The sequence below is a fragment of the Enterococcus salsurae genome (genome assembly GCF_054784955.1).
This window is the reverse complement of the sequence record NZ_BAAHWY010000003.1, coordinates 245,227-268,757: the sequence shown is the minus strand read 5'-3', so window position 1 is coordinate 268,757 and position 23,531 is coordinate 245,227. Positions and strand designations below refer to the sequence as shown.

The following is a 23,531-nucleotide window of genomic DNA, read 5'->3' as shown; positions in this document are numbered from 1 at the left end:
GTTTCGGGTTTGGGTTAAGGAAAGATACAGCTTTACATGCCGCAAAAGATCGCCTAGAAACATCCCACTGGACATTTCTAGACGATCGATCTGCGCGGCTTCCTCTTAGATGTTTCTCAAATGTGAAACAAATCAGTGCAGATCTGGCCAATAATCGCCATTCTCAGAAGCCAAATCTGCCAATAATTCTTTGGCCACTTTTGCGCTAGGAATGGTTTTGGAAAGGGTTAACGCTTGCCACATCTTCTGGTAGCTTTTTTCCACATATGCTTCCACGACCAACTTTTCGACCATCACTTGCTGGTACATGAGTGTTTGTTGGAAAGCGGGTATGTTGCCTTGTGTCAACGCTTCAGGGCCATCTGAGCCAATGATACAGGGAACTTCCACCATCGCATCATCCGGGAAATTGGCAATGGCTCCATTGTTCTCAACGATCATGATCATCCGCTCATGGGTATTAAAAGCGATCGCTCTGGCTAAGTCTACGATGAAGGTGGCATGTGCATCGATCTCAAAGGCAATACCTTGCGCAGATCCGTTTTCGACGATTTTTTTGGCATGGGCAAACACCCGCTTTTCTCTTCCTTCCATGACCTCATTGGCGCGGGTATGTTCAGGATGATCTTTCATATGATCAAACATTTCATCAGGATACAGATAATATTGCAGATAGGTATTCGGCAAGAATTCCGGCGTCAATGCCAACAGATCTTTGGCTTTTTTATGGGTTTCTTGCCAACTAGGATCTGTATGCTGGGTATCGACTTCCACTTGTGTCAAATAGCCATGTTTGGCCACATAGGAACGAATGTCTTGAATATACTCCGTTCCCGCTTTGTCTTTGATACTTGTCCACCAGCCAAAATGGTTCAAACCAAAATAACGCACCTCTAAATCTTCCGGTTGTTTATTGATGATCTGCGACATACGCCGCAATGTGCCCACAGGCATATCACAAATATTCAATACTTTCGCATGTGGTCGCAACACCCGACAAGCTTCAGCAACGATCGCCGCTGGATTAGAGTAATTCAACATCCAGCAATCCGGTGCATAGGTTTCCATATGATCAATGATTTCCAGCATCCCTGTAATACTGCGCATCCCATAAGCAATCCCACCAGGACCGCAGGTTTCTTGACCGAAAACACCGTATTTCAGCGGGATTTTCTCATCTTTTTCCCGCATTTCATATTTGCCGACGCGAATATGCGCCATACAGAAATCCACATCGGTAAAGGCAGTTTCAGGATCAGTTGTAAAACAAAACTCGATGTGCGATGCTTGTTCCTTCAATAAGATCGCTAAAGCTTCTCCTAAATTCCCTTGACGTACATCGTCATTGTCATACAATGTTAGTTTTCTTAAGGGAAACCGTTCTTGATTGTCTAATAACATCATCACGATTCCTGGTGTAAACGTACTACCGCCACCAGCAATCACTACTGAAAAATCTTTCATTATTCATTCTCTCCTTCTCGACCTAAATAAGCTTCTAAATTTTCACGTACTTGCGGAACTGTTAACCCATATACCACATGCACGTTTTCGCCATTTTTAATGACCCCTTTGGCGCTCGTTTGCTCTTTCAAAAGTGTTTCATTCACCAGCTCAGGATCATTCAGTTTTAAGCGCAAACGCGTGTAACAATTATCGATCGTTTTGATGTTGCTGTCGCCACCAAGCCCTTCTGTGATCAATGCTGCGATTGAATCCTGGCTCGAGCTAGCAGCAACCATGCCGTCGTTGCCCGCCAACTGCTGTTCTTTGTAGTCTTTTTTCGAATATAATTTTGTTTCATTGCCTTCATCTTCACGCCCCACGGTTTTTAAATTCATTTTTGTGATCAAGAAACGGAACAAGAAATAATAGATGAAGAAAAAGGCGATCCCAACGAGTACATAGATAGGCCAACGTGTCTTTTCAATACCCAACGGTATATTATATAAAAGAAAATCGATAAACCCATTCGGTCCGATCGCTCTTGAACCAAATAGATTCAAGGCAACCATACTCAAGCCGCTTAAACCTGAATGGATCACAAACAACATGGGCGCCACAAACATGAAAGAAAATTCGATGGGTTCTGTTACACCTGCAATAAATGACGTAATCACTGCGGGAATCAGAATCGCTTTGACTTTGAATTTATTTTCTGGCTTCGCCGTATGATACATCGCCAAACATGCACCAATCAGTCCGAACATTTTTGAGATCCCTCTGGCATCCCAGATCACACTTTGCGACAAGACCGTCACGGCTGGATCCGCAATTTCTGCGAAGTAAATATTCCGTGCACCTTCAAAAACTTGCCCGCCAACATCAGCTACCCCGCCCAATGATGTATATAGAAATGGGGTATAAATCAAATGATGCAAACCAGTCGGAATCAACAAACGTTCCAATGTCCCATATAAGAAAATACCAAAGTTCCCTGTTTGTTGGATCACTCCCCCTAAGTTATCAATACCTGTTTGAACAACCGGCCAAACAAACGTTGAGAGAATCGACAAACCCACCACCACAGGAATCAATACAATAAATACAAATCTAGCACCCCCATAGACTTGAAATGCATTGGAAAACGTCATATCGATAAAGCGATTATGGATCAGCGCCGTCACAACACCCAAAATAAGACCCAAGAAAACCCCCATATCCAAAACCTGAATCCCCAACACAAGCGCTTGTCCCGATCCTTGCAAGGCATCTGCAGGGACGAGCATTTCCCGTAATGCCATGAATTTGTTCATCGCATTCAAGAAGACAAAGTACCCCAATAAAGCTGTAAAAGCTGCCTCAGCTTTTTTCTTCTTCGCCAAACCTAACGCGATACCCACACAAAAGATAATGCCCAAATTGGTCAAAATGGGTAAAAGTGCGGCAGACAAGATACTGCCGAACCCGATGGTGATCGGATTATCTAAAAATGGAAAACGCTCAATCAATCGAACATTGGTAAATACATTCCCAACTGCAATCAAAATCCCAGCAATCGGTAAAATCAATACCGGCACAAACATCGCCTTTGAAAACTTCTGCATTGCATCCATCACTTTTTCTTTCATTGATGAAACTCCTTTGTTTTGTATTTGTAGGTTCATTATAGGAAATAATGTTGACCATCGATAGGGCAAACGCTTTCAAATCAATATGTTGCATGATTTGGAATTTGTTTCAATACGCTTGCATTTCCATATATTGTGAAATAAAAAAAGCGAACCATTGAGGGTTCGCTTTCACTTCTCTTGCACTTCTATTATACATTTGATATCTTGAATGATTTCTGATAGACAAACAACGGCAGTGTGACAGAAAACAATTGAAACAAGATTGGGAAATAGGTCAAAGAAACATAATAGAAGATCCCTGTTACAATCAAGACAACTATTTGCTTATGAAAATGCATAATCGTTCCAATAAAACAATATTGAAAAAGTTGGCTATACCGTTGTTTGTCTTTATCAGCTGATTGAAGAAAATAAAGATTACAGTTATAGGCGATAATAAACAGCAGAAAGATAATAACCATGAACTGAACCAATAAGGATTGACTATTTCTAGCCGTGCGCCATAGCATCAAGCAAAAGTAAAAGGACAATCCGTTAAAGACCCCTAACGGAAGAGTCTTTAACAGTGCTTGTCTAAACTGGCGCAGAAATGGACGGACTATTTTTGCTTCAGGGTATTGATACATATCTGCCAATGCACGTAATGTTGCGGGAAAAGTAATGATTGGAAAAGCAGCGATCATCACCAGCACATTTAACACGATCAGACGATACAGCACTTCACAAATACGATAAAACTTACTCTCCACAGCAAACATTCTTTGTCACATCCTTATTTTAACTTCTCGATATTTTCTGCTATTTTTTCATTACGGTAGTCAACGATCGTCGACCAGCCGTTATTTTCACGTTCTTGCAGGTAGTCATCCCAAATTTGTCGTCCTTCTTCCTCTGAACCTGCTTGAATGAAATTAACCAAAGCTTGGACACGAGAGGTGTTGATTGACGTTAGATTACGGGCATCCGAGCCGGTCCGTGGATCAATATCCTCAATTTCAAAACGAGGGGCTAACTTGTCTTGTGACCATTCAACCATTTGACGAATCGAAGTTGCAGGTTTTTGTCCCATTTGGATGGCATAATTATCATTGCTGACAAACCAGTAAGATCCAAGACCGACTTCTTTGTCAAAACGTGCGATATCGGCATTTCTTAATGCTTCAGTTTCTTCAGAATATTCAGCGATACCATCAACGATATTGTACGTTTCACCTTCTACACCAAACGTTGTTACCATCGTACCGTATTCACTGGCCAGATACGTAAGTAATTCCATCGCTTTTTGTGGTTCTTTGGTAGATGTTGTGATGAAAGTTTGCGTCCAACCACCAATATTTCCACCAGTAAATGTTGAATCATCACCATTTGCATTTTTTGGTCCGTCAACAGCAATATACGTTTGCTCTGGATTTCGTGCATTGTTATCAGACATAAATTCATTCAAACCTTTCGTATTTGAATGTAAGTAGGCAAAGTATCTCCCTTGACCTAATTTTTCTTTCATCGTGTTGTCATTATCAGAAAACTGATCATTGGTAATATATCCTTCGTTGTAAGCTTTACGGAAAGTTTCGATCCAATCGATATAGTCTTCATCAGCATCACGATCATTGAATTTCCCATCTACACTTGGAGCAATACTTAAAAAGTCTTGTAATGTCCCGCCATAAGCGCCATCACCGCCATTTGAAATATCTAAAGCAGTCGAACCGAAAGGGACCAATGCTGCCCCGTCATCCGCAGTTGGAAACTGTTCATGGGCTTTTTGCAAAGCATCCAAGAAACCCTCAGGTGTCGACATATCAGGTTCTCCAAGTGCTTCATAAATGTCTTTTCGTACAATAAATGTCTGATCGCCTACAACATTGCCATCATCATAATCTTGTGCTGTTGTTGAAAAACTCGGGTAGCCATAGATATTGCCATCTTCCAAGGTAAACCATTGGAGTGATTCTGGTTTTGCTGCATGTTCCAGAAAATATGGATCATATGTTTCAGCTAAAATATTTAATGGCAAGGCAAATTTCGTTGCCTCATTTGCAGCAGATAAATTTTTGTCAAAAGTCATTAAATCAGGTAAATCACCGCCAGCCAACATTGTATTGAGATTTTCGTCATTCCCAGATACAAATTCAACGTTGATATTCATGTCCTCTTTGATTTTTTTCGTGACTGTATCTTTCGCCCAGCCAGGTTGTGCATACCAATCGAAGTTGACGTACCATTTCAAAGTTGCTTCATGTTCAGTGTCTTTTTCCCAACTTGGTGTATCCTTGTCCACTTCAAAACGTGCTTCCGGTAAATCTTCAGCAGCTGCTTCTCCTTTTGAGGCACTATCATTCGATCCGCCACACGCTGCCAGTACCATTACCGATGTCAAAGTTAGACCTGCTAGTGCAAACATTTTTGCTTTCATTTTTCTCTCTCCTCTGGTTTGAAATTAGGTTATTCTTTTACTGACCCAAGCGTCATGCCTTGGATAAAGTACTTTTGTAAAAATGGATAAATCACAACAACAGGTACTGTTGTAACAACCATTGTTGCCAATTGTAGCGATTGAGAAGTTGTATTCCTCACCACGTTGGTTCCGGTAGCTACTGCAGGTGATAAATTTTCTGATACGATACGGAACAACAACATTTGCAGTGGATATAATGAACGGTCATCTACATAGATGTTGGCTGTCATGTAATCATTCCATTGGAAGACACCATGGAACAAGGCAATCGTTGCCAGAACCGGCAGTGACAAAGGAAGAATGATTTTGACAAAGATCGTGAACGGATTTGCACCATCCATCATGGCTGATTCTTCAAGAGAAAACGGAATACTTCTGAAGAAATTCATCAAAATGACCATGTCATAAAAAGAAAACAGTACCGGTATGATATATACCCAAAAATTGTTCAATAAACCTAGTTGCTTAAATAACAAGAAGGTTGGTATCATCCCTCCTGAAACGAACATTGTCAAGATTCCCATGTTCATATAAAGTTTTCTTCCAATCAAGTTTCTTCGGCTCATACCATATGCAACCATTGCAGTTAACGCTGTATGGAGCAAGACACCAATCACTGTTTTGGCAACAGAAATAACAAATGCTTTGTATATGGCAGTGTCCTCAAAGACTGTATAATAACTTTCTAACGAAAACTCTCGTGGCCAAAAATAGATCCCTCCTCTAGCAGCATCTGTCGCATCATTGAATGAAAGCGCTACGATGTTCCACAGAGGCAATGCGATGATCGCTAGAAAGAAAATCATGAAAATGACGTTCACCACATTAAAAATTTTTTCATCTTTAGAATATGTCTGATTCATCTCTTCACTCCTTTAAAATACAGATTCATCACTGATCTTTTTAGTCAGTAAATGACTGCCTACAACCAAAATCAATGAAATCACTGAAACGAATAAACCTACAGCTGTTGCGTATGAAAAATCACCTTGTTGGATACCCATCTTGTAGACGAAGGAATTGATAACTTCACTGGATTGGTAATTCACAGGGTTTTGCAATACCAGCGTTTGGTCTAAATTAGAGCCGAGCAAACCACCTACAGATAAGACGAAGGTCAACGCTATGATATGGCGGATCGAAGGAATCGTGATACGCGTGATTTGTTGGAACTTAGATGCACCATCCATACGGGCGGCTTCATAAAGTGCTGGGTTGATACCCGTCATGGCTGCTATATAGAGAATTGTATTCCAGCCAACTTCTTTCCAAATATCTGATATAACTGCAATTGCCCAATATTTGTCAGGATCAGTCAGAAACCGTATCGGCTGATCGATCAGCCCAGCTCCTAGAAGCATGTTGTTCACAAGGCCAGTATCAGAAAGCCATGTAATGAACATTCCACCCAAGATAACCCAAGAAAGAAAGTGAGGTAAATACGAGACTGTTTGCACGACTTTCTTTAGCCGCACATGGACGATTTCATTGATCAAAATCGCCAAACCAATCGCTGCGGGAAACCCAATCAATAATTTAAAGAAGCTAATCCCCAATGTGTTGGTCATAACTGTCCAAAACATTCTGTCACTGAAAAATTCTTGAAAATATTGTGTACCAACCCATTCCGCGTTGGCGATCGTATCCAAAACAGAATAATCTTTGAACGCAATGATAATGCCGTAAAGTGGAATAAAATTAAATATGGTCATCAAGATAATACCTGGCCAGACCATTGCTTGATAAAAACTTTGGGCTTTTAATCTACCTAAGAAATTTTGCTTTCGTGGCTTTCTTTCCCCCATCATTGCTTTTGTTTCCATTTCTCCCATCCTTTCATGTCGAAACTATCTCTTTTTCCATTGACTTGATTACTTGATAGACAGCACCTATCATACCGGCATCATTTTTTAGTTTCGCAGGGATAACTGGCGCGATCGTTTGATGCGGCAAATAGGCGATACTCTCATGCCTACTTTTCAAATCAGTAAGTGTTTGGTGCAATCTTGCCATAAAGACATCGTTCTCGCTGATCGCTCCTCCAATTAAGATTGCTTCTGGATCAAAACTGCTGATCAAATTCAGTAAACCGACAGAAAGATCTTGGAAAAAACGTTGCATCACTTTCCCAGCAATTTCATCACCTTGTTCTTCTAGTCTAAAAATATCAACGGCATCCTGTACCACGTTTTCTTGTACCAGGTTAGAGGTCGCTAACTGATATTGATGACACAGACCACCGACGATCGCCGCCCGCTGATTCAAAGAAACAGATTCTAGATGGCTTGAATCTGGCAGTCGATCAATCAGCATCCAGCCAAATTCCCCCGCCATACCATGCCCGCCACGATAAACTTGGTTATTGATGATGATGCCCCCGCCTATACCGGTGCCTAATACCAAACAAATATAATGTTCAAAATCACGGGCATGACCAATCCATTTTTCAGCAATTGCTGCAGCATTTGCGTCGTTTTCAATCACTACGGGAAGTTGTATATATTTTTGTATTTCTTCACGTAAATTTGTCCCATATAGTGATTTGATTGACCCGGCAGTTGTTAGCGTCCCGTCTTTTTGAATGATTCCTGGTGCACTGATGCCAATGCCTTCAATCATTCCGGCTTTGTACTGTAAATCGCTGATAACTGTATACAAATTGTGCAGAAATTCTTGTTTATCATGGGCAGTTGTGATTTTTCCTTTTTCAAATATCGTTCCGTCTTTCCTGACGATTCCAAATTTAGTGGTTGTACCGCCAATATCAATACCAATATACATACCTTCACCCTCAATATTTTTCTATTCTTTTTGTGGAATGACTGATTCTCAACTCGCCATTTAAAACATGTGCATGTCCCATCCCCTGATCTTCTATCATATGAAGCAAATGCTGTACTGCAAGACGTCCTTGTTGCGCAATTGGATTTTGAACAGTTGTTAAACTTGGTGTAAAGTAATCCAGCAGATCGATTCCATCAAAACCGACAACACTAAAATCATTCGGTACATGGAAACCATTAGATTTGATGGCTTTTACAGCACCAATGGCACTCAGGTCATTCCCGGCCAAAAAAGCAGTTGGAAGATCACGCGTATTTTTCAGAAAAATATCGACTGCTTCTTTCGATCTGTTTTCTTCAAAAAAACCTTGGATGATACGATCCTCACGATTGGGTATCCCCGCATTGCTTAATGCATCTTGGTACCCTTTGAACCGTTCATCACTGTCATAGACACCCTTGATGCCTGTTATGAAAGCAATATCAGAATGACCAAGCCCTAACAAATAATTGGTCGCAGCTTTGCCTTTTTCATAAGAGTCAAAAACAACACTGCCGAAATGTTCATCTTGAATATTACGATCAATGAAGACTGCCTTGATTTGCTCTCGACGAATGGCTGCCAAGTCATCGCTGTTTAAAAAATCTTCAAATCCAATGATGCCGTCGACCACACCACCTAAAATACTACTTAGCACAACGCGCTTGTCTGTCGACAAAAAAACATTCACTGCATACCCAAATTTCTCAGCTTCTCGGGCAATTGCTTCAACTAAAATACTGAAATACGGACCACTAATACTCGTAGTATAAAATCCAATCATTTTTGTTCTGGTATTTTTTAACTGTTTGCCCATCAGGTTCGGCACGTAATGTAATTTTTCTGCTACTGCTAGCACACGCTCCTTGGTTTCTGGACGAACAACATCGATACCGTTCAATGCTTTGGATACTGTTGCAATAGACACATTGGCCTCTTTTGCAACATCTCTGATTGTCGTCCGATTTGCCATCTCCACTCACCCTCATATAAAAACGTTTTTATTTTGAAGAAAAAGAATGTCGAAGCGAATGTCGTTTCTTTCCTTCGATAAATCCACTATATATAAAAACGTTTTCAAAAACAATATATCTTGCGTTGATTGATTTGTGTACCACCTGTTTGGTATACGTTACCAACGTGGAACAACACGTACCATAAAAAAAGCCTTATAAAGGCTTTTAAATAGAGATTTCCCCAATCATATCGGCTTGCTTAGCATCAAAGCCAATGTATAAGGCAATCTTTCCCGAATCATTTTTCCATAACAAATCAGAGTGAACATAAGCAAACTGTTCTTGTTCGATACTGAAGGTGACTTCAATCGATGATTTTTCAGGTATAAGCACATTTTGCCACTGCTTTAACTCACGCATTGGTCGCGCAACTTCTGTCACCAAATCTTGCGTATACAATTGCAAAACTGTTCGATGCGCTTTCTCTGAGTTATTGCTCAAACGTGCGCTGACCTCATAAAGGCCTTCTTCCTTAGAAATGATAGTGATCGTTGTTTTTTCTATTGCACAGGAACTGTACCCCAATCCGAAGCCAAAAGGATATAACGCATCATTTTCTTCATCCATATATCTTGAGATATACTTTTGATCTTGATTGTCTGTTGTTTTTGGTCTTCCCGTTGATAACTGTCCATAGGTCAAAGGAAGTTGTCCAACAGATCGAGGAAAGCTCATTGGCAAGCGCCCTTGAGGTTCAACTGTACCTGTTAGCAAATTTGCCAAAGCATGTCCGCCTTCAGATCCTGGGAACCATCCAATTAGAATCGCTTTGCACGCTTCTTCGATATCTGACAATACCAATGGTCGTCCATTAAAAAGAATCAGCACAACATTGGGATTGTGTTTTGCTATTTCTTGAACCAGAACATCATGTCTTCTTGAAAGTGTTAATTTGGTTAGACTAGCGGCCTCCCCTGATTCTTCACTCGATTCTCCAACTGCTAATAAGACAACATCGCTTTGTTCCGCAAGTTTACACGCTTTCTCGATATATTGAGTGGAGAGCACTTCTTCTTCTGCACAGGCAAGGACCGACAGATCCAGATTTTTTTCGCTCAATCCCTCTTTTAAAGATACAGCATCTTCTTGTTTTCCAATCCACGACCAGGCACCCAAAATATCCTTAGAATCAGCTTTCGGTCCAATCAAAGCGATTTTTTGATTTTTTGATAGCGGTAAGATGTCTTCATTTTTCAATAAAACCGCAGTCTTTTCAGCCGCTTCTCTCGTACTCAATCGAGTATCAGTATCTAAATGAACAGATAGATCTGCTTCATTCAATCCCCGATACGGATCATCAAATAGTCCTAAGCGATCTTTCAGTTTTAATACATGATAGACCGCTTGATCCAATTGTTGCTGCAATTCAGGTGCGGCCGTAATGATTTGGGCTAGTGAATTCATATAGCAGTCACTCATCATATCCATTTCTATTCCTGCATGAAATGCTTTTTTTGCAGCCTCTTCACCATCTGCAGCAACACGATGTGCAATCAGTTCTGCAACTGCTGCCCAATCAGAGATGACCAATCCTTCAAACCCAAGTTGTTTTCTTAAAACATCTTGAATCAACGGCTGGTTGGCAGTTGCCGGAATGCCGCGCACAGTGTTAAATGATGTCATCACTAAAGCTGCACCCGCATCGATTGCTGCTTTAAAGGCAGGGAGATAATTTTGATAGATTTCTAAATCAGATAGGTCTACCGTATTGTAGTCTCGACCACCTTCTGCAGCTCCGTATCCGACGAAATGTTTGACGCAAGCTGCAATTCTTTTTTTATCCTTATTTAAGTTATTGGTTGCACCTTGATAGCCTCTGACATATGCCGCTGTCAACACTGAAGACAATGTTGGATCTTCCCCGTTGCTTTCAAGTACCCGCCCCCACCTAGCATCTTTGACATAATCTGCCATCGGAGAAAATGTCACATGAATACCGGCTTCTGCTGCTTCTTTCGCTGCCAACTTGGCTGCTTTTTCTATTAAATGTTCATCAAATGACGCCGCCATAGCTAAAGGAATCGGAAATATCGTTTCATATCCGTGAATAACATCAGCCATAAAAACCAACGGAATCTTCAAACGACTCTTCTCCAAGTATTGCTTTTGAATCGTATACACTTGCTCCGCCGTATGTGTGCCCAAAACTGATCCAATTTGATAGGATTGTGCTTCACTCATTTGCCATTGCTGCATGGGGCCTGTGATCTCGCCTCCTTGCGCAAAAAAGTCAGGGGTCAATTGCACCAACTGGCCCACTTTTTCTGCTAGTGTCATCTCTTCCAACAATTCAATCAAATGTTTATCTTTCATCTCATATGTCCTCTCCATTCGTAGCTATTACTTTTTGATACCAATTAAATGACGCTTTTTTTCGCCGTTTTAAAGAGCCTTCTCCTGTATTATCTTTATCTACGTAGATCATGCCATAGCGCTTGTCCATTTCCCCGGAACCAAAACTGACGATATCAATGATTCCCCACGGGGTATAACCCAAAATGTCTACGCCGTCTTCTATGATTGCCAGTTTCATTTGATGGATATGGGCTGCTAAATAGTCGATCCTGTATTGATCTTGAATGGGTTCCTCATGCACATCATCGTATGCACCAAATCCATTTTCGACGATGAAGAGTGGCAATCCATATCGTTCATATACGATGTTCAACGTGTATCTTAATCCAACTGGATCGATCTGCCAGCCCCAATCACTTGAAGATACATAAGGATTGGTCAGCATTTTACTATTGTCAAAATCTGTGATCGATTGACCTTCTAACTTTTCTAATGTTGTAACTGTGCCAGACATATAATAACTAAATCCAATAAAATCAACGGTTCCTTGTTGGAGAACCTCTTTTTCCTCGTCTGATAAATCAATGCTGTATCCTTTTTGCTGCCAGCTCTTTACTGCATAAGTCGGTACTTTGCCCCGTACGTGAATATCACTATAAAAGAAACGACGATTCATCACTTTTAAAGCAGCCATTTGATCTTCAGGTTTACTTGAAAAAGGATAAACTGGTACATAAGCCATCATACAGCCGATCTGAAATTCTGGATTGATTGATTTTCCAATCATGACTGCTCTTGCACTGGCAATCAATTCATTGATAGATGCTTGATAAATGACTGCTTCTTTTTCAGACTGTGTTGCCTCGTGTTCAAATAAAATGCCAGAATTTGTCCACGTGTGTAAGTCGTGTTGTCCGTCGGCTTGATTATTGATTTCATTGAAGGTCATCCAATATTTCACTTTGTCTTTAAACCTTTTCATCACGGTTTCAGCGTAATGTGCAAAAAACTCGATGACTCGTTTATCTCTGAAACCACCATAAGCTTCAGCTAAATGATACGGCATCTCAAAATGAGATAAGGTAATCACTGGTTCAATCCCATTTTCCAATAGCGTATCAAACAAATCATCATAGTATTGCAGGCCTTGTTCATTGGGCACTTCCTCATCACCTAAAGGAAAGATCCTTGACCAGTGGATTGACGTCCGAAAAACTTTCAGCCCCAATTCTTTAAATAATGCAATATCTTCTGTGTATCGATGATAAAAGTCGATTGCTTCATGGTTTGGGTAATAATACTGGTCTTTGATGCCTTTTGTCACTTGTCTTGAAATACCATTTCCTCCGTTCGTCATGACATCCGCAATACTGAGACCTTTTCCAGCGATGTTCCATGCCCCTTCAATTTGATGAGCAGCAACTGCTCCCCCCCACAAAAAATCTTTTGGAAATTTGTTCATGTTTTCCATCCTCCAAACTTGTTTATTTTAGTATACTTAAAAACGTTTTCAATTTTGTACTGTTCATTGAAAATGGTTCAGGATTGAGCAAAAAGAAAAAACACTCATCATGGTACGCAGTGTACCAGAGAGTGCTTAATTACGCATTTACAATTTTTCTCACTACCTCAGACAAAGATTCCACTAAAAACATACTCGGTATTTGGCTAGTCAAATCTTCGTGCTTATTGATTCGTTGGACATCTATGACATAATCTAACATATAGTCAGACATTTTTGCCAGTGTACTGTTGGCATCGCTAGTAATGGCAACAGTTGTAAAATCAGGATTATTACGAAAGCCATTTACAACTTCAACAACTTCAGTGGTATATCCTGTAACTGACAATGCAATCAACATGTTTTCAGATGTATTCTTCAATTTCGCAACGATTGGATAGGTATGGTCTACCAAAGCAAAACTATTGAAACCAATGGTTGCAAAGCGCCTCGCTGCATATTCGCATATTGACGCCGATGCACCGATGCCATAGAAAATGATATTTTCGCAAGCAATCATTTTTTCCGCAATACGAGTGATTTTCCCTTCAATATCTCTTGGAAAGCGTTCAGCACTTAAAATAGTCAAACTACTCACGAAATCCGCACTTTCGAAGTCGGGCACCTTAAAATGAGTCCGAAACTCAGTAAAACTTTCAAAGCCCAGTTTTCGGATAAAACGCATCACAGAAGACGCAGACGTATGTGATTCTTTGGCGATTTCTCTCACCCGCATATACGGAATCTTGTCACTTTGACTAGACATGTAATGATAGATTGCACGATCAGTTTCAGACAAATCATTAAAATCTATTTTTCCAAAAAAAGACAACTTGATCTCTCCTCATCTATATTCTACCTTTAATGTACCATAAATGTCTGAAAGCCGCATATTGCTATATAGGCACAGCACGCACTGAGGGTACCCATAGATAGCCGATTTTCTTTGCTTTCACATTTGATTGTTTACTTCTGTTCGGCATAGTCCGCCAGCAGTGCCAAAAAGGCATCCCCATATTTATCCAATTTATTTTGTCCAACCCCTTTGATCTGTAAAAATTCGATCGGTGATTTTGGTTGGACTTCTGCCAATTGGCGTAGTGTTTGATCCGAAAACACCACATATGGCGGCAAGTTTTGCTCTTGCGCCAAGTTTAAGCGCAACGCCCGTAATTGATCAAACAACGCATCATCAACGACCAATTGTTTGACTTTGGTTTGTTTGCGGAAGACTTGTGCTTTGCCTAGCAAAACATCGATACCGGCATTGGTGACACTTAACAGCGGATACTGTCCTTCAGAAGGCAATAAATAGCCTGAAGCGGTCAAATAATCAATCAACTGATTGACATCTTTTTGCGACCAGTCCTTGAGCAAGCCATAGGTAGGCAATTTTTCAAAACCCCATTGCTTGACTTTTTGATCGGCTGAACCTGTCAACACTTTGCCTACCAAAGATTTACCAAATCGTTCACCCATCCGTTTGACACAAGACAAGACCTTTTGTGTATCAACCGTGATGTCAACTTGCTCTCGGTCATCTAGACAATTGCTGCAACGTTGACAGTCCGGCCCATCTTCGCCAAAATAGCGCAAAATATACCGTTGCAAACATAGTTGGGTATGGCCATATTGACCCATTTCCCGCAGTTTCAAATATTCGTTTTGGCGGTAATGAAGATCTGATTCCGATTGGTCAATGAAGAACTGTTGGATCTGCATATCTTGTGGTGCGTACAGCAAAATGGCATCACTTGGCTCACCATCCCGTCCTGCCCGACCGGCTTCTTGATAATATGATTCAATATTGCCTGGCATCTGAGCATGGATCACGAAGCGGACATTGCTCTTATTGATCCCCATTCCAAAAGCATTCGTTGCCACCATCACTTGGATACGGTCATAGAGAAACTCTTCTTGAAAAAATGACCGTTCTTCTTCAGACAAACCACCATGATAATACCCGACAGCGATTTTTTCATGCTTCAGCAAATGATAGATCCGTTCAACTTCTTTGCGGGTACTGGCATAAATGATACCGGATTGCCCTTGATTCATTTTAAGATATGTACTGATATAGGTATCTTTTTGGTCTTTGACCACTTGAAAGGCCAAATTTTCTCTGGCAAATCCAGTTTTGACCTGATTTTGGGCTGGAATCGATAATAAATGTTCAATATCTTCTGCTACTTTTGGCGTTGCAGTCGCCGTCAGTGCAACGATTGTTGGTTTGTTTTCTAGCAAACCAATGGTTTCCGCCAAACGCAGATAGCTTGGACGAAAGTCATGTCCCCACTGAGAAATGCAATGGGCTTCATCGACAGCGATCAACGAAATCGGTACTTGCTTCAAGGAATAGCGAAATGCTTCAGAATCTAGTCTTTCCGGTGATACATATAAGAGTTTCAGTTGTCGATTTCTAGCTTGCTGCATCCGTTGATTGATCTCGCTGCTGTTCAAGGTAGAATTGATATACGCTGCTGGAATGCCCATATCCTTCAAGCTATCCACTTGATCCTTCATCAGAGAAATCAAAGGCGAGATCACTAACGTCACACCCTCTAACAAAAGTGCCGGCAATTGATAGCAGATCGATTTCCCGCCACCAGTCGGCATGATCCCCAAAACGTTTTGTTGTGTTAAAATAGATTGGATAATGGTTTCTTGCCCTTCACGAAAGTGCGTATAACCAAAATGTTCTTTTAATACTGAATGAATGTCCATAATACCCTCTTTTCCAATTCTTTATTATACGCAATTAATTACGCAAAGGAAATGGCTATGAGAAGAAGTTTAACTTCTGAGACCTTCATGCCAAGAACCATTCTGATATAAGGAGTGAACAGATTGAAAAAAATCACGATCATCGGCGGCGGTATCATCGGTATGACCCTCGCTGTTTATCTCGATCACACCCAATATGAAGTGACCGTGATCGACCAATTAACAGGACAAGCAACCAGTGCCAGTGCAGGGATCATCTCACCCTGGTTGTCAAAAAGACGCAACAAAAAATGGTATCGTTTGGCCCAAGATGGAGCTGCCTTTTTTGGAAAATTGGTACAGGATTTTGCGTTGGATCAAACGATCTACGCGCCTTCTGGCACCCTCATCTTGCGACCAGAAGGAGAACTGCTAAACTTGGCTGAACTAGCAGAGACCCGCAAAGAAACTGCACCGGAAATTGGGACGATCAGACTGCTCACTCGTCTAGAAACCAAGCAAGCATTGCCTTTGTTAAAGCCACAACCGTCGTTATCAATCAGTGGCGGGGGGCGCTTAGACGGTCGCGCCTATCTTTTGCATTTGAAAAAGATCGCCCAGAAAAAGAACGTCAAATTTATTGAAGGATCTGCAGTGATCCAGCAACAATCTGATGGATGGCAGATAAAAGTGAATGAACAAAGCATCTTCTCAGACATCCTTTGTGTCACCGCTGGCCCAGGTATCGCGCAGCTATTGGCTCCTTTGGGTTATCAAGTAGACGTCCGACCGCAAAAAGGACAACTCTTGTCCTTTGCTACACCATTTCACACGGATGACTGGCCGGTAGCCATGTTGGCAGGTGAAGGTGATTTGATTCCCTTTGCCGATGGGACTATTTTGCTGGGCGCAACCCATGAAAACAACGCAAAATGGGACTTGACACCGACAGAGGAGGCAAAACTACAGCTAACAGCTGGTATCAGCGATTTTCTGCAAGACCCGAACAGCCTCTTTTCTATGCCCCTATCCTATCGCGTAGGCACTCGGGCTTATACATCAGATTTTGCGCCTTTTTTTGGTGATGTTTCTGGTCACGGCACCTTATTTGCGGCAAGCGGATTGGGCTCATCGGGGTTGACCACTGGCCCTTTCATCGGCTATTTGATTGCACAATCTTTAAATAGCCATATGCACCATGTCATGCATTTTTCGCAATACAGCAAACCTATGACAGACTATATCACCCACTCCGTGGATTTGACCTAAAAAATAGCACAAAAAAACTGGCCGCAGCCAGTTTTTTTTTTAGAAAAATTCACCTGTATCCCAGTATTCAGCAAGTTGTTCATTCAACATATCTCTATCTAATGGTTCTCTCACATCATCAAACATGTCTTCCACCGGTACATCCCCCACTGCTTTGATACAGACAGGATAATAAGGTACGTTGACTTCTTCTTTTGTCAGTCTTTTTTCGATCTTGATTTTATGCGTCCAATCCGCCCCCATATCGTAAATATAGGTCAACGATGTGCATTCTTGAAAATCTTGATCGATCGTTGCCTTTTCACTGGAAGAAGAAATACCAACACCAAATGACTTTTGTCCAGCAAAAAAGAGATAGACATGGTTGTTCATCCACTCAAAAGCGATCTGGATCAAGAGATGGAGCTGCTCATAGCTGATCCCTGCAGGAATGACCAAGCGACGCCAGATTGGCGGACGATATCCTTCTAGATCGATTCGAATCTGATAGGCCGCTGGTTGATCATCAGTCTCATCAAAGACGGTATTTGTTATTGGAAAAGGCACCACTTTTTGAGAAGCAGCTGCGATCCGAGGATCATCGACGGGCAAAAGATCATGCTCTTCCGGTTCCACATCTCTGATCATGCGCATCATGGCCACTTTCTTATCTTCCGACCAAAATTGCGGTTTTGACATTCGTGAAAAAAAAGTTGGTTGTTTTTCTGCGAAAATAAAGATGATTTCTAAGTATTGGCTTTTGGTCAAGTGTTTTTCTTTATATAAACAGTAATAAAAATCTTCTATCGCACTTTTGGCATAGGGTAGATAACGCAAACTATACGGCACTTCTTGCGGGATCAACTCAGTGTAGAGTTCAGTCACAAATGCTTTATCTTTTAATTGACTAAGCCCACCAACAAGTTCTGCACAAAAGATCAGATAAAAGACTGGATCCAAATAATGTTCTAGATCATCATCACTGACAATGGTTGGTCCACCATACAAGTCTACATGATCCATCATTCGGTCGATGACTTTCGCTAATCGCTTTAATGTTTTTTCCAAATCAAAACCGCTCCTTCCTATCAGCTTTACTTTGACGAAAAGAGCGGTAAATGTCAATCTTTTTTTTAATGGGCCAGCATTTCCTGAGCAATCTCCAAACCAGTCATCTCAGATGGATAATAAGTTGGCCAATGGTCCATCTCTTTCAGCAAGGCTTCTTGACTCTCATTGCCAAAATAAATATGGAAATGGTGCGCTACTTCAGATGCGATTGCATGATCACTGAATTGAATATATTTAAATGCGGCATCTTCATCATCGGTCTCAAATAAATAGCGTACGCCGCGATTTCCCGCTTCATAAGTCAATATTTCTTTGCCTGCATAGGTATACGTTGCTTCTTTTTCAGTTCCGTCGTCAAACACAAAGCGCATGGTTTGATCGGTGATGTTGATTGAAGCAACATCTGTTTGATAACCAGTTGTATAGTAGGCTTTGTATTCTTCCGCAGTCATCTTTTGTGTTTGTTTGGCTTTGTAATCAAAGACTTGATCCAATGTCCCATCTGCTAAGAAAGGATATACGGATTGCCAATCGCCAGCCCAATCAGATAAGGGACGATCTTCTACTGCATGATCGTCAAAGTAGCCATTGTAGACGGTTTTTTCTTTTTCCGTTTCCGCAATTTCTTTGTCATTGGCTACATCTGTGGTTTTTCTTAAAGCATCACGGTTTTGTTCCATAATAGAAATATAGTTTTCACCATTGTCCATTTGTTCTTGGGTCAAGCCTTCTAACGGATTCAGCACCGCCAGTTCAACACCGGCTTCTGATGCCAACGTCCGGGCGATACTATCTTTGGCATTTTCCTCAAAATAAATCGTTTCGATCCCAGTTTCAGTCACAAAGTCTTTCAATTCAGTAATTCGTGAAGCAGAAGGCTCTTCACTTGGAGAAAGTCCAGAAATCGGCACTTGTGTCAATCCATATTCTAGTGCCAAGTAACCGAAAGCCGCATGCTGTGTGACAAAGTGACTTTGTGATGGATTGCTGAAGGCTTCTAGATATGATGCATGCAATGCTTCCAGTTCCTCTAGGTAGGCTGTTGCATTTGTATCAAAAGCAGTTGCTTTTTCTGGATAGGCTGCACTTAATTGATCACGGATTGCTTCAACTTGTTTGATTGCTATACTCGGCGCCAACCAGACATGGGGGTCTAATTCATGAGAATGACCATCATCCCCGTGGTCATGATCGTGGTCGTGGTCGTGGTCATGGTCGTGATCGTCATCGCCAGGCAACAAAATCATGCCTTCTGTCGCTTTGACAACTGTCACATTTCCTTCATCGAGTGTGGTTTCAATCGAGGGTACCCACATTTCCATATTTTCATTGTTATACACAAAGACATCGGCATCTTGGATCGTGGCCATATCTTTTGCAGAAGGTTCATAGTCATGGGAATCTGTGCCAGCAGGCATCAGCAATGTCACTTCCCCTTCGTCGCCAACGATTTGCTGGGTAAAGTCATACATTGGATAAAAAGTCGCAACGACTTGAATAGGATCACTGACAGCTTCAGCAGAAACAGCTTCCGATTGATTCGTGCTATCAGTCCCTCCTTGACCGCAGGCTGCCAACCCAAGCGCTGTTATCGATAATAACGTTATTTTAAAAAACTTCTTCATTTTTTTGAAACACTCCTTTTTCATTTTCCTTCTTTCTTACTGACGAAATAAATACTATGAAATCAATTACGGTTTACGAAAACAAAACGTAAAGATTACGTTTTACTCTCAATTCACTACTTTACACAACTAATTTCAACCTGTCAATATCATTTTTCATGTTTTTTTATATGATAGATTCTTCATATAAAATCGCTTCAGTCATCAAAAAGATCTCATTGTATCTGTTGCCGCCTTCGTCTCTATAGTTGTTCTTTCTCAGTTGATGTGCTACACTGTGGTCATTCAATTGAATATTTATCCACTAGGGGCGCTTTATGCTGAGATAGACTTTGGTCTGGTCCCTTTGAACCTGATTTGGTTAGTACCAACGTAGGGAAGTGGCGACGCACAACTTTTTGCGTTCCCATTTTTCTGTCTGCATGTGGATAGTTAAAGGGGGAACGCTTTTTTTGCGGGCAGAATGATCAGAAAGGAGAGTTTAAAATGGAAGCATGTCAAACAGGAATGATCGATATTACAGGGTGTCGGGTAAGTGTATATCCAATGAAAGACCAGTTCGCCACCCAAATTTTAACGAGTATCAAAGAAACTGATACCAGTGCAGTGTGGAAGCAAACGGATCTCTTCAGCACATTGTACCGAGGAGAACCGGCAAGTGTGGTAGATGCGGCAGCAGCATTGATGATCAACGCCTATGAGCCACACACACATCTTGTTGGTGAATTTACATTTTCGAAAGGATGCCCAGGGGATCATGCTGGCGATAGTTACTTGAATGGCCAACAAGCAAAACCAAATGATGCCAATAACATAGCGAAAGGCGATTTTCTCGTTGATTGCAAATACTCCTTCTATGCGTTTGGTGAAAACAATTATATGGAAGAAATCGCCGCCATCGTTGCTTTGGCAGCTGATCATGGATTGAAGCCTCGCTCGGCGCACTATGTAACACTCTTATCGGGCACTGCCAGCCAATTATTCACCTATTTTGAAGCTGCATTGGCGTATGCCCATGCGCACCTTTCCCATTATGTCTTAGAGGCAACGATCTCTGTCAATAGCCCCTCTAAGGAGGTGGCGGCACATGTTTAAATGGGCTTTAAAAGATGTGATCATGGTGGGGATCGCTTCATTGATTTTTGGGGTCATCTATCTGGGCGCCGTTCATTTCGGCCTGCTATTAGGGACACTTCTGACCCCTTTTGGCCTATCAGTTCTGGCCAATGAATTCATTTTTGGTGTTTGGTTCATGGCCGCAGCTTTTGCAGGCTATGTCTTGCGGAAACCTGGTGCCGCGACGATCACAGAAATGATCGCTGCTTTGCTGGAAGTCTTTATGGGCAACTTTTATGGCCCAATCATTTTTATCAGTGGGTTTGTCCAAGGAATTGGTACTGAAGCAGGATTTGCGTTGGGGGGCTATCGGCGCTACGGCTGGTTCCCGTTGATCACAGGTGCGATCGGTGCAACGATCACTAGTTTCATATGGGGCATTATCCGGTCAAATTTCGTTGATCTAAAATGGCAGCTCCTACTGACGATATTTGTGATTCGCTTATGTTCTGCCTTATTTTTCTCGGCATTTTTGATCAAGATCGTCTGTGACCATTTGACACGTATGGGTGTATTGAACAGTTATCCAATTGCTGCAGATCCGACCTTACAGGTCGCTGGAAAGACGTCTCGATGAGCTTACAATTAACAGATTGTCAATTTGCTTGCGATCACCAGACAATCACAGCTTCTTTCGAATTACATCCGGGAGAAACCAAAGCCATCTATGGCCCTTCCGGGTCAGGAAAAAGCACCCTCTTTCGTATTCTTGCAGGATTGAGCCAAGAGGTCTTCTTGTCAGGAAGCTATACCATTGATGCCCATTCTATCGATGATTTATCCGTTCGTGCACGCGCCACACTGATTAGTCTGATGTTTCAAAATCCTGATACTCAGTTTTGTATGCATACCGCCAGAGAAGAATTGCTTTTCTGTTTAGAAAATCGCGGGATTGCGCCAAAAGATATGCCGCAACGTGTGGAGGATGCCCTTTCTTTTTGTGAGATCGAGGCCCTTGCCGACCAGCCATTGCGCACGTTATCCGGTGGCCAAAAACAGTTGGTTGCTTTGGCTTGCTGTCTAGTCATGGAAAGTCGGTACTTATTGTTAGATGAACCTTTTGCCAACCTTGATCATCAGACGCGCAAGCAATTGGTCCAAAAATTACGTCAGTTGCAAAGCACGCACAATATCGGTATCCTACTGATTGATCATCAAGTTTCATATGTTACAGATTGGGTTGAACAGTGGTTGATGATCGAGGCGCAATTCCTTTCACTCGATCAAGAAGCCATTTTGGCGTTGGAAAGTGTGATTACCAACAGATTGCCGGTTCCTTCTATAGAGGAACCCGCATCAAAAGAAGCACTAGTTTTAGAAGATCTTCGCTTTTCAGCGGGATCTCACTCAATCCATCTGCCAACATTTCACTTGCCAGCCGGTGGCCTAATCGGCATCACTGGTAAGAGCGGGATCGGCAAATCAACTTTCTTGAACGTCTTGTTGCATGACCATCCTTATCAGGGCGTCGTTCGGGTCAATCAAAAAAACATTGCCACAGTCAAACAAGCGTTCACCCAAATGAGTTGGATCATGCAAAATCCCCAAGATCAGTTCATCGCCACCACAGTTGCAGACGAATTGCGGGTTGGCAATCAAGACATTTCAATTGAGTCCTGCTTGGCCCAGCTGCACTTAGATGAAAAAAGCCACACCTCCCCTTTTCTATTGAGCCAAGGGCAACAGCGGAGATTGGCAGTTGCCAGCTTTTTGTTTCGCCCTGTCCCCATCCTGCTCGTGGATGAGCCGACATATGGCCAAGACCTTGAACAAGCCTGGCAGATCATGCAAATGCTGGCAGATAAAGCCAAATCTGGCACGCTGGTCCTCATCGTCAGCCATGATACGGAACTATTGCAGGCATTTTGCAGCCAGATCATTGATTTCAATCTTTATCTAACGGAGGATGCCTATGAAAACACTCAACCCAAGCGTCAAGTTATTCGTGATTTTAGCACTCGCATTGGTCATTTCTTTTCAAACAAATAGCAGATTGACTCTGTTGGTCACGATTGTTTTCTTATTGCTGACGCTCAAAGAATTGACGATCAAAAAAACTTGCTTGTTGTTCAGCCTCTTATCTCTGTCCGCATTGGGTGTATTTTTTACCGGTCTGATTTTTTACCAGAATCAAACAACGCAAGGTAGTCAGACGCAAGCGATTCAGTATGGCATAGACATGGCAGCGCGCGTCTATTGCTTCGGGATATTAGGGACGGCCTTTACTGCCTCTACCAAAATTGATGACTTGATTTATTCATTACAACAACAAATAGCTTTGCCACCTGTCTTTGCCTATGGCTTAATGGCAGCTTTTCAAATTGCCCCCATCTTGCCCACCGAATACAAACATATCAAGCAAAGTTTGCGGTCCCGCGGCATGACTGTCGGTCCCTTCTCAATGACCTTCTTGATCCCACTGCTCGTCAAGTCAGTCCGCTGGTCAGAGTTATTGGCCGATGCGATGACATCAAGAGGTTTTGATCCTGCTGCCAGCAGAAGTTATGCAAAAACCTTCACGATCACCCGCCGAGATTGGCTATTTATCCTTTGTTGTTTGACCGGCAGTTTGATTGGTACATTTTATTTATCGTAAGGTGA

Annotated in this window: 19 protein-coding genes and 1 riboswitch; of the genes, 5 read left to right on the top strand and 14 right to left on the bottom strand. The window is 41.8% G+C overall.

What is annotated here, in order from left to right:
- Positions 1–132: 132 nt before the first annotated feature.
- From ACYVRS_RS09460 to recQ, 12 genes are all read right to left on the bottom strand, one after another.
- Entirely contained in the window at positions 133–1,464 is a 1,332-nt protein-coding gene (locus ACYVRS_RS09460; protein WP_461203226.1) for a 6-phospho-alpha-glucosidase, read from the bottom strand.
- Entirely contained in the window at positions 1,464–3,071 is a 1,608-nt protein-coding gene (locus tag ACYVRS_RS09455) for a PTS transporter subunit EIIC (protein ID WP_461203225.1), read from the bottom strand. The genes ACYVRS_RS09460 and ACYVRS_RS09455 overlap by 1 nt, the downstream gene beginning before the upstream one ends.
- Positions 3,072–3,262: 191 nt before the next feature.
- Positions 3,263–3,832: a YesL family protein gene (locus ACYVRS_RS09450; protein WP_461203224.1), complete on the bottom strand. Its 570-nt coding sequence runs from the start codon at positions 3,830–3,832 to the stop codon at positions 3,263–3,265.
- Positions 3,833–3,846: 14 nt separating this feature from the next.
- Complete coding sequence (locus ACYVRS_RS09445; protein ID WP_461203223.1) at positions 3,847–5,490, bottom strand: type 2 periplasmic-binding domain-containing protein; 1,644 nt, start codon at positions 5,488–5,490, stop codon at positions 3,847–3,849.
- A 29-nt stretch (positions 5,491–5,519) separates the two neighbouring features.
- Entirely contained in the window at positions 5,520–6,395 is an 876-nt protein-coding gene (locus ACYVRS_RS09440; protein WP_461203222.1) for a carbohydrate ABC transporter permease, read from the bottom strand.
- A gap of 12 nt (positions 6,396–6,407) precedes the next feature.
- Positions 6,408–7,340 (bottom strand): ABC transporter permease, encoded by a 933-nt coding sequence (locus tag ACYVRS_RS09435; RefSeq protein WP_461203291.1) that lies wholly within the window; start codon positions 7,338–7,340, stop codon positions 6,408–6,410.
- Between the two features lie 28 nt (positions 7,341–7,368).
- On the bottom strand, positions 7,369–8,313 hold the full coding sequence (locus tag ACYVRS_RS09430; RefSeq protein ID WP_461203221.1) for an ROK family protein: 945 nt from the start codon (positions 8,311–8,313) through the stop codon (positions 7,369–7,371).
- Positions 8,314–8,323: 10 nt separating this feature from the next.
- Entirely contained in the window at positions 8,324–9,328 is a 1,005-nt protein-coding gene (locus ACYVRS_RS09425; RefSeq protein WP_461203220.1) for a LacI family DNA-binding transcriptional regulator, read from the bottom strand.
- Positions 9,329–9,536: 208 nt separating this feature from the next.
- Positions 9,537–11,684: a glycoside hydrolase family 3 N-terminal domain-containing protein gene (locus ACYVRS_RS09420; protein WP_461203219.1), complete on the bottom strand. Its 2,148-nt coding sequence runs from the start codon at positions 11,682–11,684 to the stop codon at positions 9,537–9,539.
- A gap of 1 nt (position 11,685) precedes the next feature.
- Positions 11,686–13,128 (bottom strand): 6-phospho-beta-glucosidase, encoded by a 1,443-nt coding sequence (locus tag ACYVRS_RS09415; protein WP_461203218.1) that lies wholly within the window; start codon positions 13,126–13,128, stop codon positions 11,686–11,688.
- Between the two features lie 139 nt (positions 13,129–13,267).
- Complete coding sequence (locus ACYVRS_RS09410; protein ID WP_312541342.1) at positions 13,268–13,999, bottom strand: MurR/RpiR family transcriptional regulator; 732 nt, start codon at positions 13,997–13,999, stop codon at positions 13,268–13,270.
- A 134-nt stretch (positions 14,000–14,133) separates the two neighbouring features.
- Positions 14,134–15,891, bottom strand: coding sequence for a DNA helicase RecQ (gene recQ, locus ACYVRS_RS09405; RefSeq protein ID WP_396173390.1), 1,758 nt, complete (start codon positions 15,889–15,891; stop codon positions 14,134–14,136).
- 123 nt (positions 15,892–16,014) lie between these two features.
- Between recQ and ACYVRS_RS09400 the strand changes: the two genes are divergently transcribed.
- A complete protein-coding gene (locus tag ACYVRS_RS09400; protein WP_461203217.1) occupies positions 16,015–17,139 on the top strand; it encodes an NAD(P)/FAD-dependent oxidoreductase in 1,125 nt (374 codons plus the stop codon).
- 39 nt (positions 17,140–17,178) lie between these two features.
- Here ACYVRS_RS09400 and ACYVRS_RS09395 read toward each other — a convergent pair whose 3' ends face one another.
- Positions 17,179–18,186: a plasmid pRiA4b ORF-3 family protein gene (locus ACYVRS_RS09395; protein WP_461198454.1), complete on the bottom strand. Its 1,008-nt coding sequence runs from the start codon at positions 18,184–18,186 to the stop codon at positions 17,179–17,181.
- A 65-nt stretch (positions 18,187–18,251) separates the two neighbouring features.
- Complete coding sequence (locus ACYVRS_RS09390) at positions 18,252–19,814, bottom strand: metal ABC transporter solute-binding protein, Zn/Mn family (RefSeq protein WP_461203216.1); 1,563 nt, start codon at positions 19,812–19,814, stop codon at positions 18,252–18,254.
- Between the two features lie 296 nt (positions 19,815–20,110).
- Positions 20,111–20,210: riboswitch (TPP riboswitch) on the top strand.
- A gap of 90 nt (positions 20,211–20,300) precedes the next feature.
- Here ACYVRS_RS09390 and ACYVRS_RS09385 point away from each other — a divergent pair.
- The 4 genes from ACYVRS_RS09385 to ACYVRS_RS09370 are packed head-to-tail and all read left to right on the top strand — an operon-like array spanning position 20,301 to position 23,526.
- On the top strand, positions 20,301–20,909 hold the full coding sequence (locus ACYVRS_RS09385; RefSeq protein WP_461203215.1) for a YkoF family thiamine/hydroxymethylpyrimidine-binding protein: 609 nt from the start codon (positions 20,301–20,303) through the stop codon (positions 20,907–20,909).
- The gene (locus ACYVRS_RS09380) at positions 20,902–21,507 is read left to right on the top strand and encodes an ECF transporter S component (protein ID WP_054116695.1); all 606 of its coding nucleotides are present in this window, start codon (positions 20,902–20,904) and stop codon (positions 21,505–21,507) included. The genes ACYVRS_RS09385 and ACYVRS_RS09380 overlap by 8 nt, the downstream gene beginning before the upstream one ends.
- Entirely contained in the window at positions 21,504–22,919 is a 1,416-nt protein-coding gene (locus ACYVRS_RS09375; protein ID WP_461203214.1) for an ABC transporter ATP-binding protein, read from the top strand. The genes ACYVRS_RS09380 and ACYVRS_RS09375 overlap by 4 nt, the downstream gene beginning before the upstream one ends.
- Positions 22,843–23,526, top strand: a complete 684-nt coding sequence (locus tag ACYVRS_RS09370) for an energy-coupling factor transporter transmembrane component T (RefSeq protein WP_461203213.1) — start codon at positions 22,843–22,845, stop codon at positions 23,524–23,526. Before ACYVRS_RS09375 ends, ACYVRS_RS09370 begins: the two co-directional genes overlap by 77 nt.
- Positions 23,527–23,531 lie beyond the last annotated feature (5 nt).

Bases quoted from the DNA above. Each gene is read 5' to 3' on its own strand.
- ACYVRS_RS09460 (WP_461203226.1), bottom strand. From the start codon at position 1,464: ATGAAAGATTTTTCAGTAGTGATTGCTGGTGGCGGTAGTACGTTTACA.
- ACYVRS_RS09455 (WP_461203225.1), bottom strand. From the start codon at position 3,071: ATGAAAGAAAAAGTGATGGATGCAATGCAGAAGTTTTCAAAGGCGATG.
- ACYVRS_RS09450 (WP_461203224.1), bottom strand. From the start codon at position 3,832: ATGTTTGCTGTGGAGAGTAAGTTTTATCGTATTTGTGAAGTGCTGTAT.
- ACYVRS_RS09445 (WP_461203223.1), bottom strand. From the start codon at position 5,490: ATGAAAGCAAAAATGTTTGCACTAGCAGGTCTAACTTTGACATCGGTA.
- ACYVRS_RS09440 (WP_461203222.1), bottom strand. From the start codon at position 6,395: ATGAATCAGACATATTCTAAAGATGAAAAAATTTTTAATGTGGTGAAC.
- ACYVRS_RS09435 (WP_461203291.1), bottom strand. From the start codon at position 7,340: ATGATGGGGGAAAGAAAGCCACGAAAGCAAAATTTCTTAGGTAGATTA.
- ACYVRS_RS09430 (WP_461203221.1), bottom strand. From the start codon at position 8,313: ATGTATATTGGTATTGATATTGGCGGTACAACCACTAAATTTGGAATC.
- ACYVRS_RS09425 (WP_461203220.1), bottom strand. From the start codon at position 9,328: ATGGCAAATCGGACGACAATCAGAGATGTTGCAAAAGAGGCCAATGTG.
- ACYVRS_RS09420 (WP_461203219.1), bottom strand. From the start codon at position 11,684: ATGAAAGATAAACATTTGATTGAATTGTTGGAAGAGATGACACTAGCA.
- ACYVRS_RS09415 (WP_461203218.1), bottom strand. From the start codon at position 13,128: ATGAACAAATTTCCAAAAGATTTTTTGTGGGGGGGAGCAGTTGCTGCT.
- recQ (WP_396173390.1), bottom strand. From the start codon at position 15,891: ATGGACATTCATTCAGTATTAAAAGAACATTTTGGTTATACGCACTTT.
- ACYVRS_RS09390 (WP_461203216.1), bottom strand. From the start codon at position 19,814: ATGAAGAAGTTTTTTAAAATAACGTTATTATCGATAACAGCGCTTGGG.
- ACYVRS_RS09385 (WP_461203215.1), top strand. From the start codon at position 20,301: ATGGAAGCATGTCAAACAGGAATGATCGATATTACAGGGTGTCGGGTA.
- ACYVRS_RS09380 (WP_054116695.1), top strand. From the start codon at position 20,902: ATGTTTAAATGGGCTTTAAAAGATGTGATCATGGTGGGGATCGCTTCA.
- ACYVRS_RS09375 (WP_461203214.1), top strand. From the start codon at position 21,504: ATGAGCTTACAATTAACAGATTGTCAATTTGCTTGCGATCACCAGACA.
- ACYVRS_RS09370 (WP_461203213.1), top strand. From the start codon at position 22,843: ATGAAAACACTCAACCCAAGCGTCAAGTTATTCGTGATTTTAGCACTC.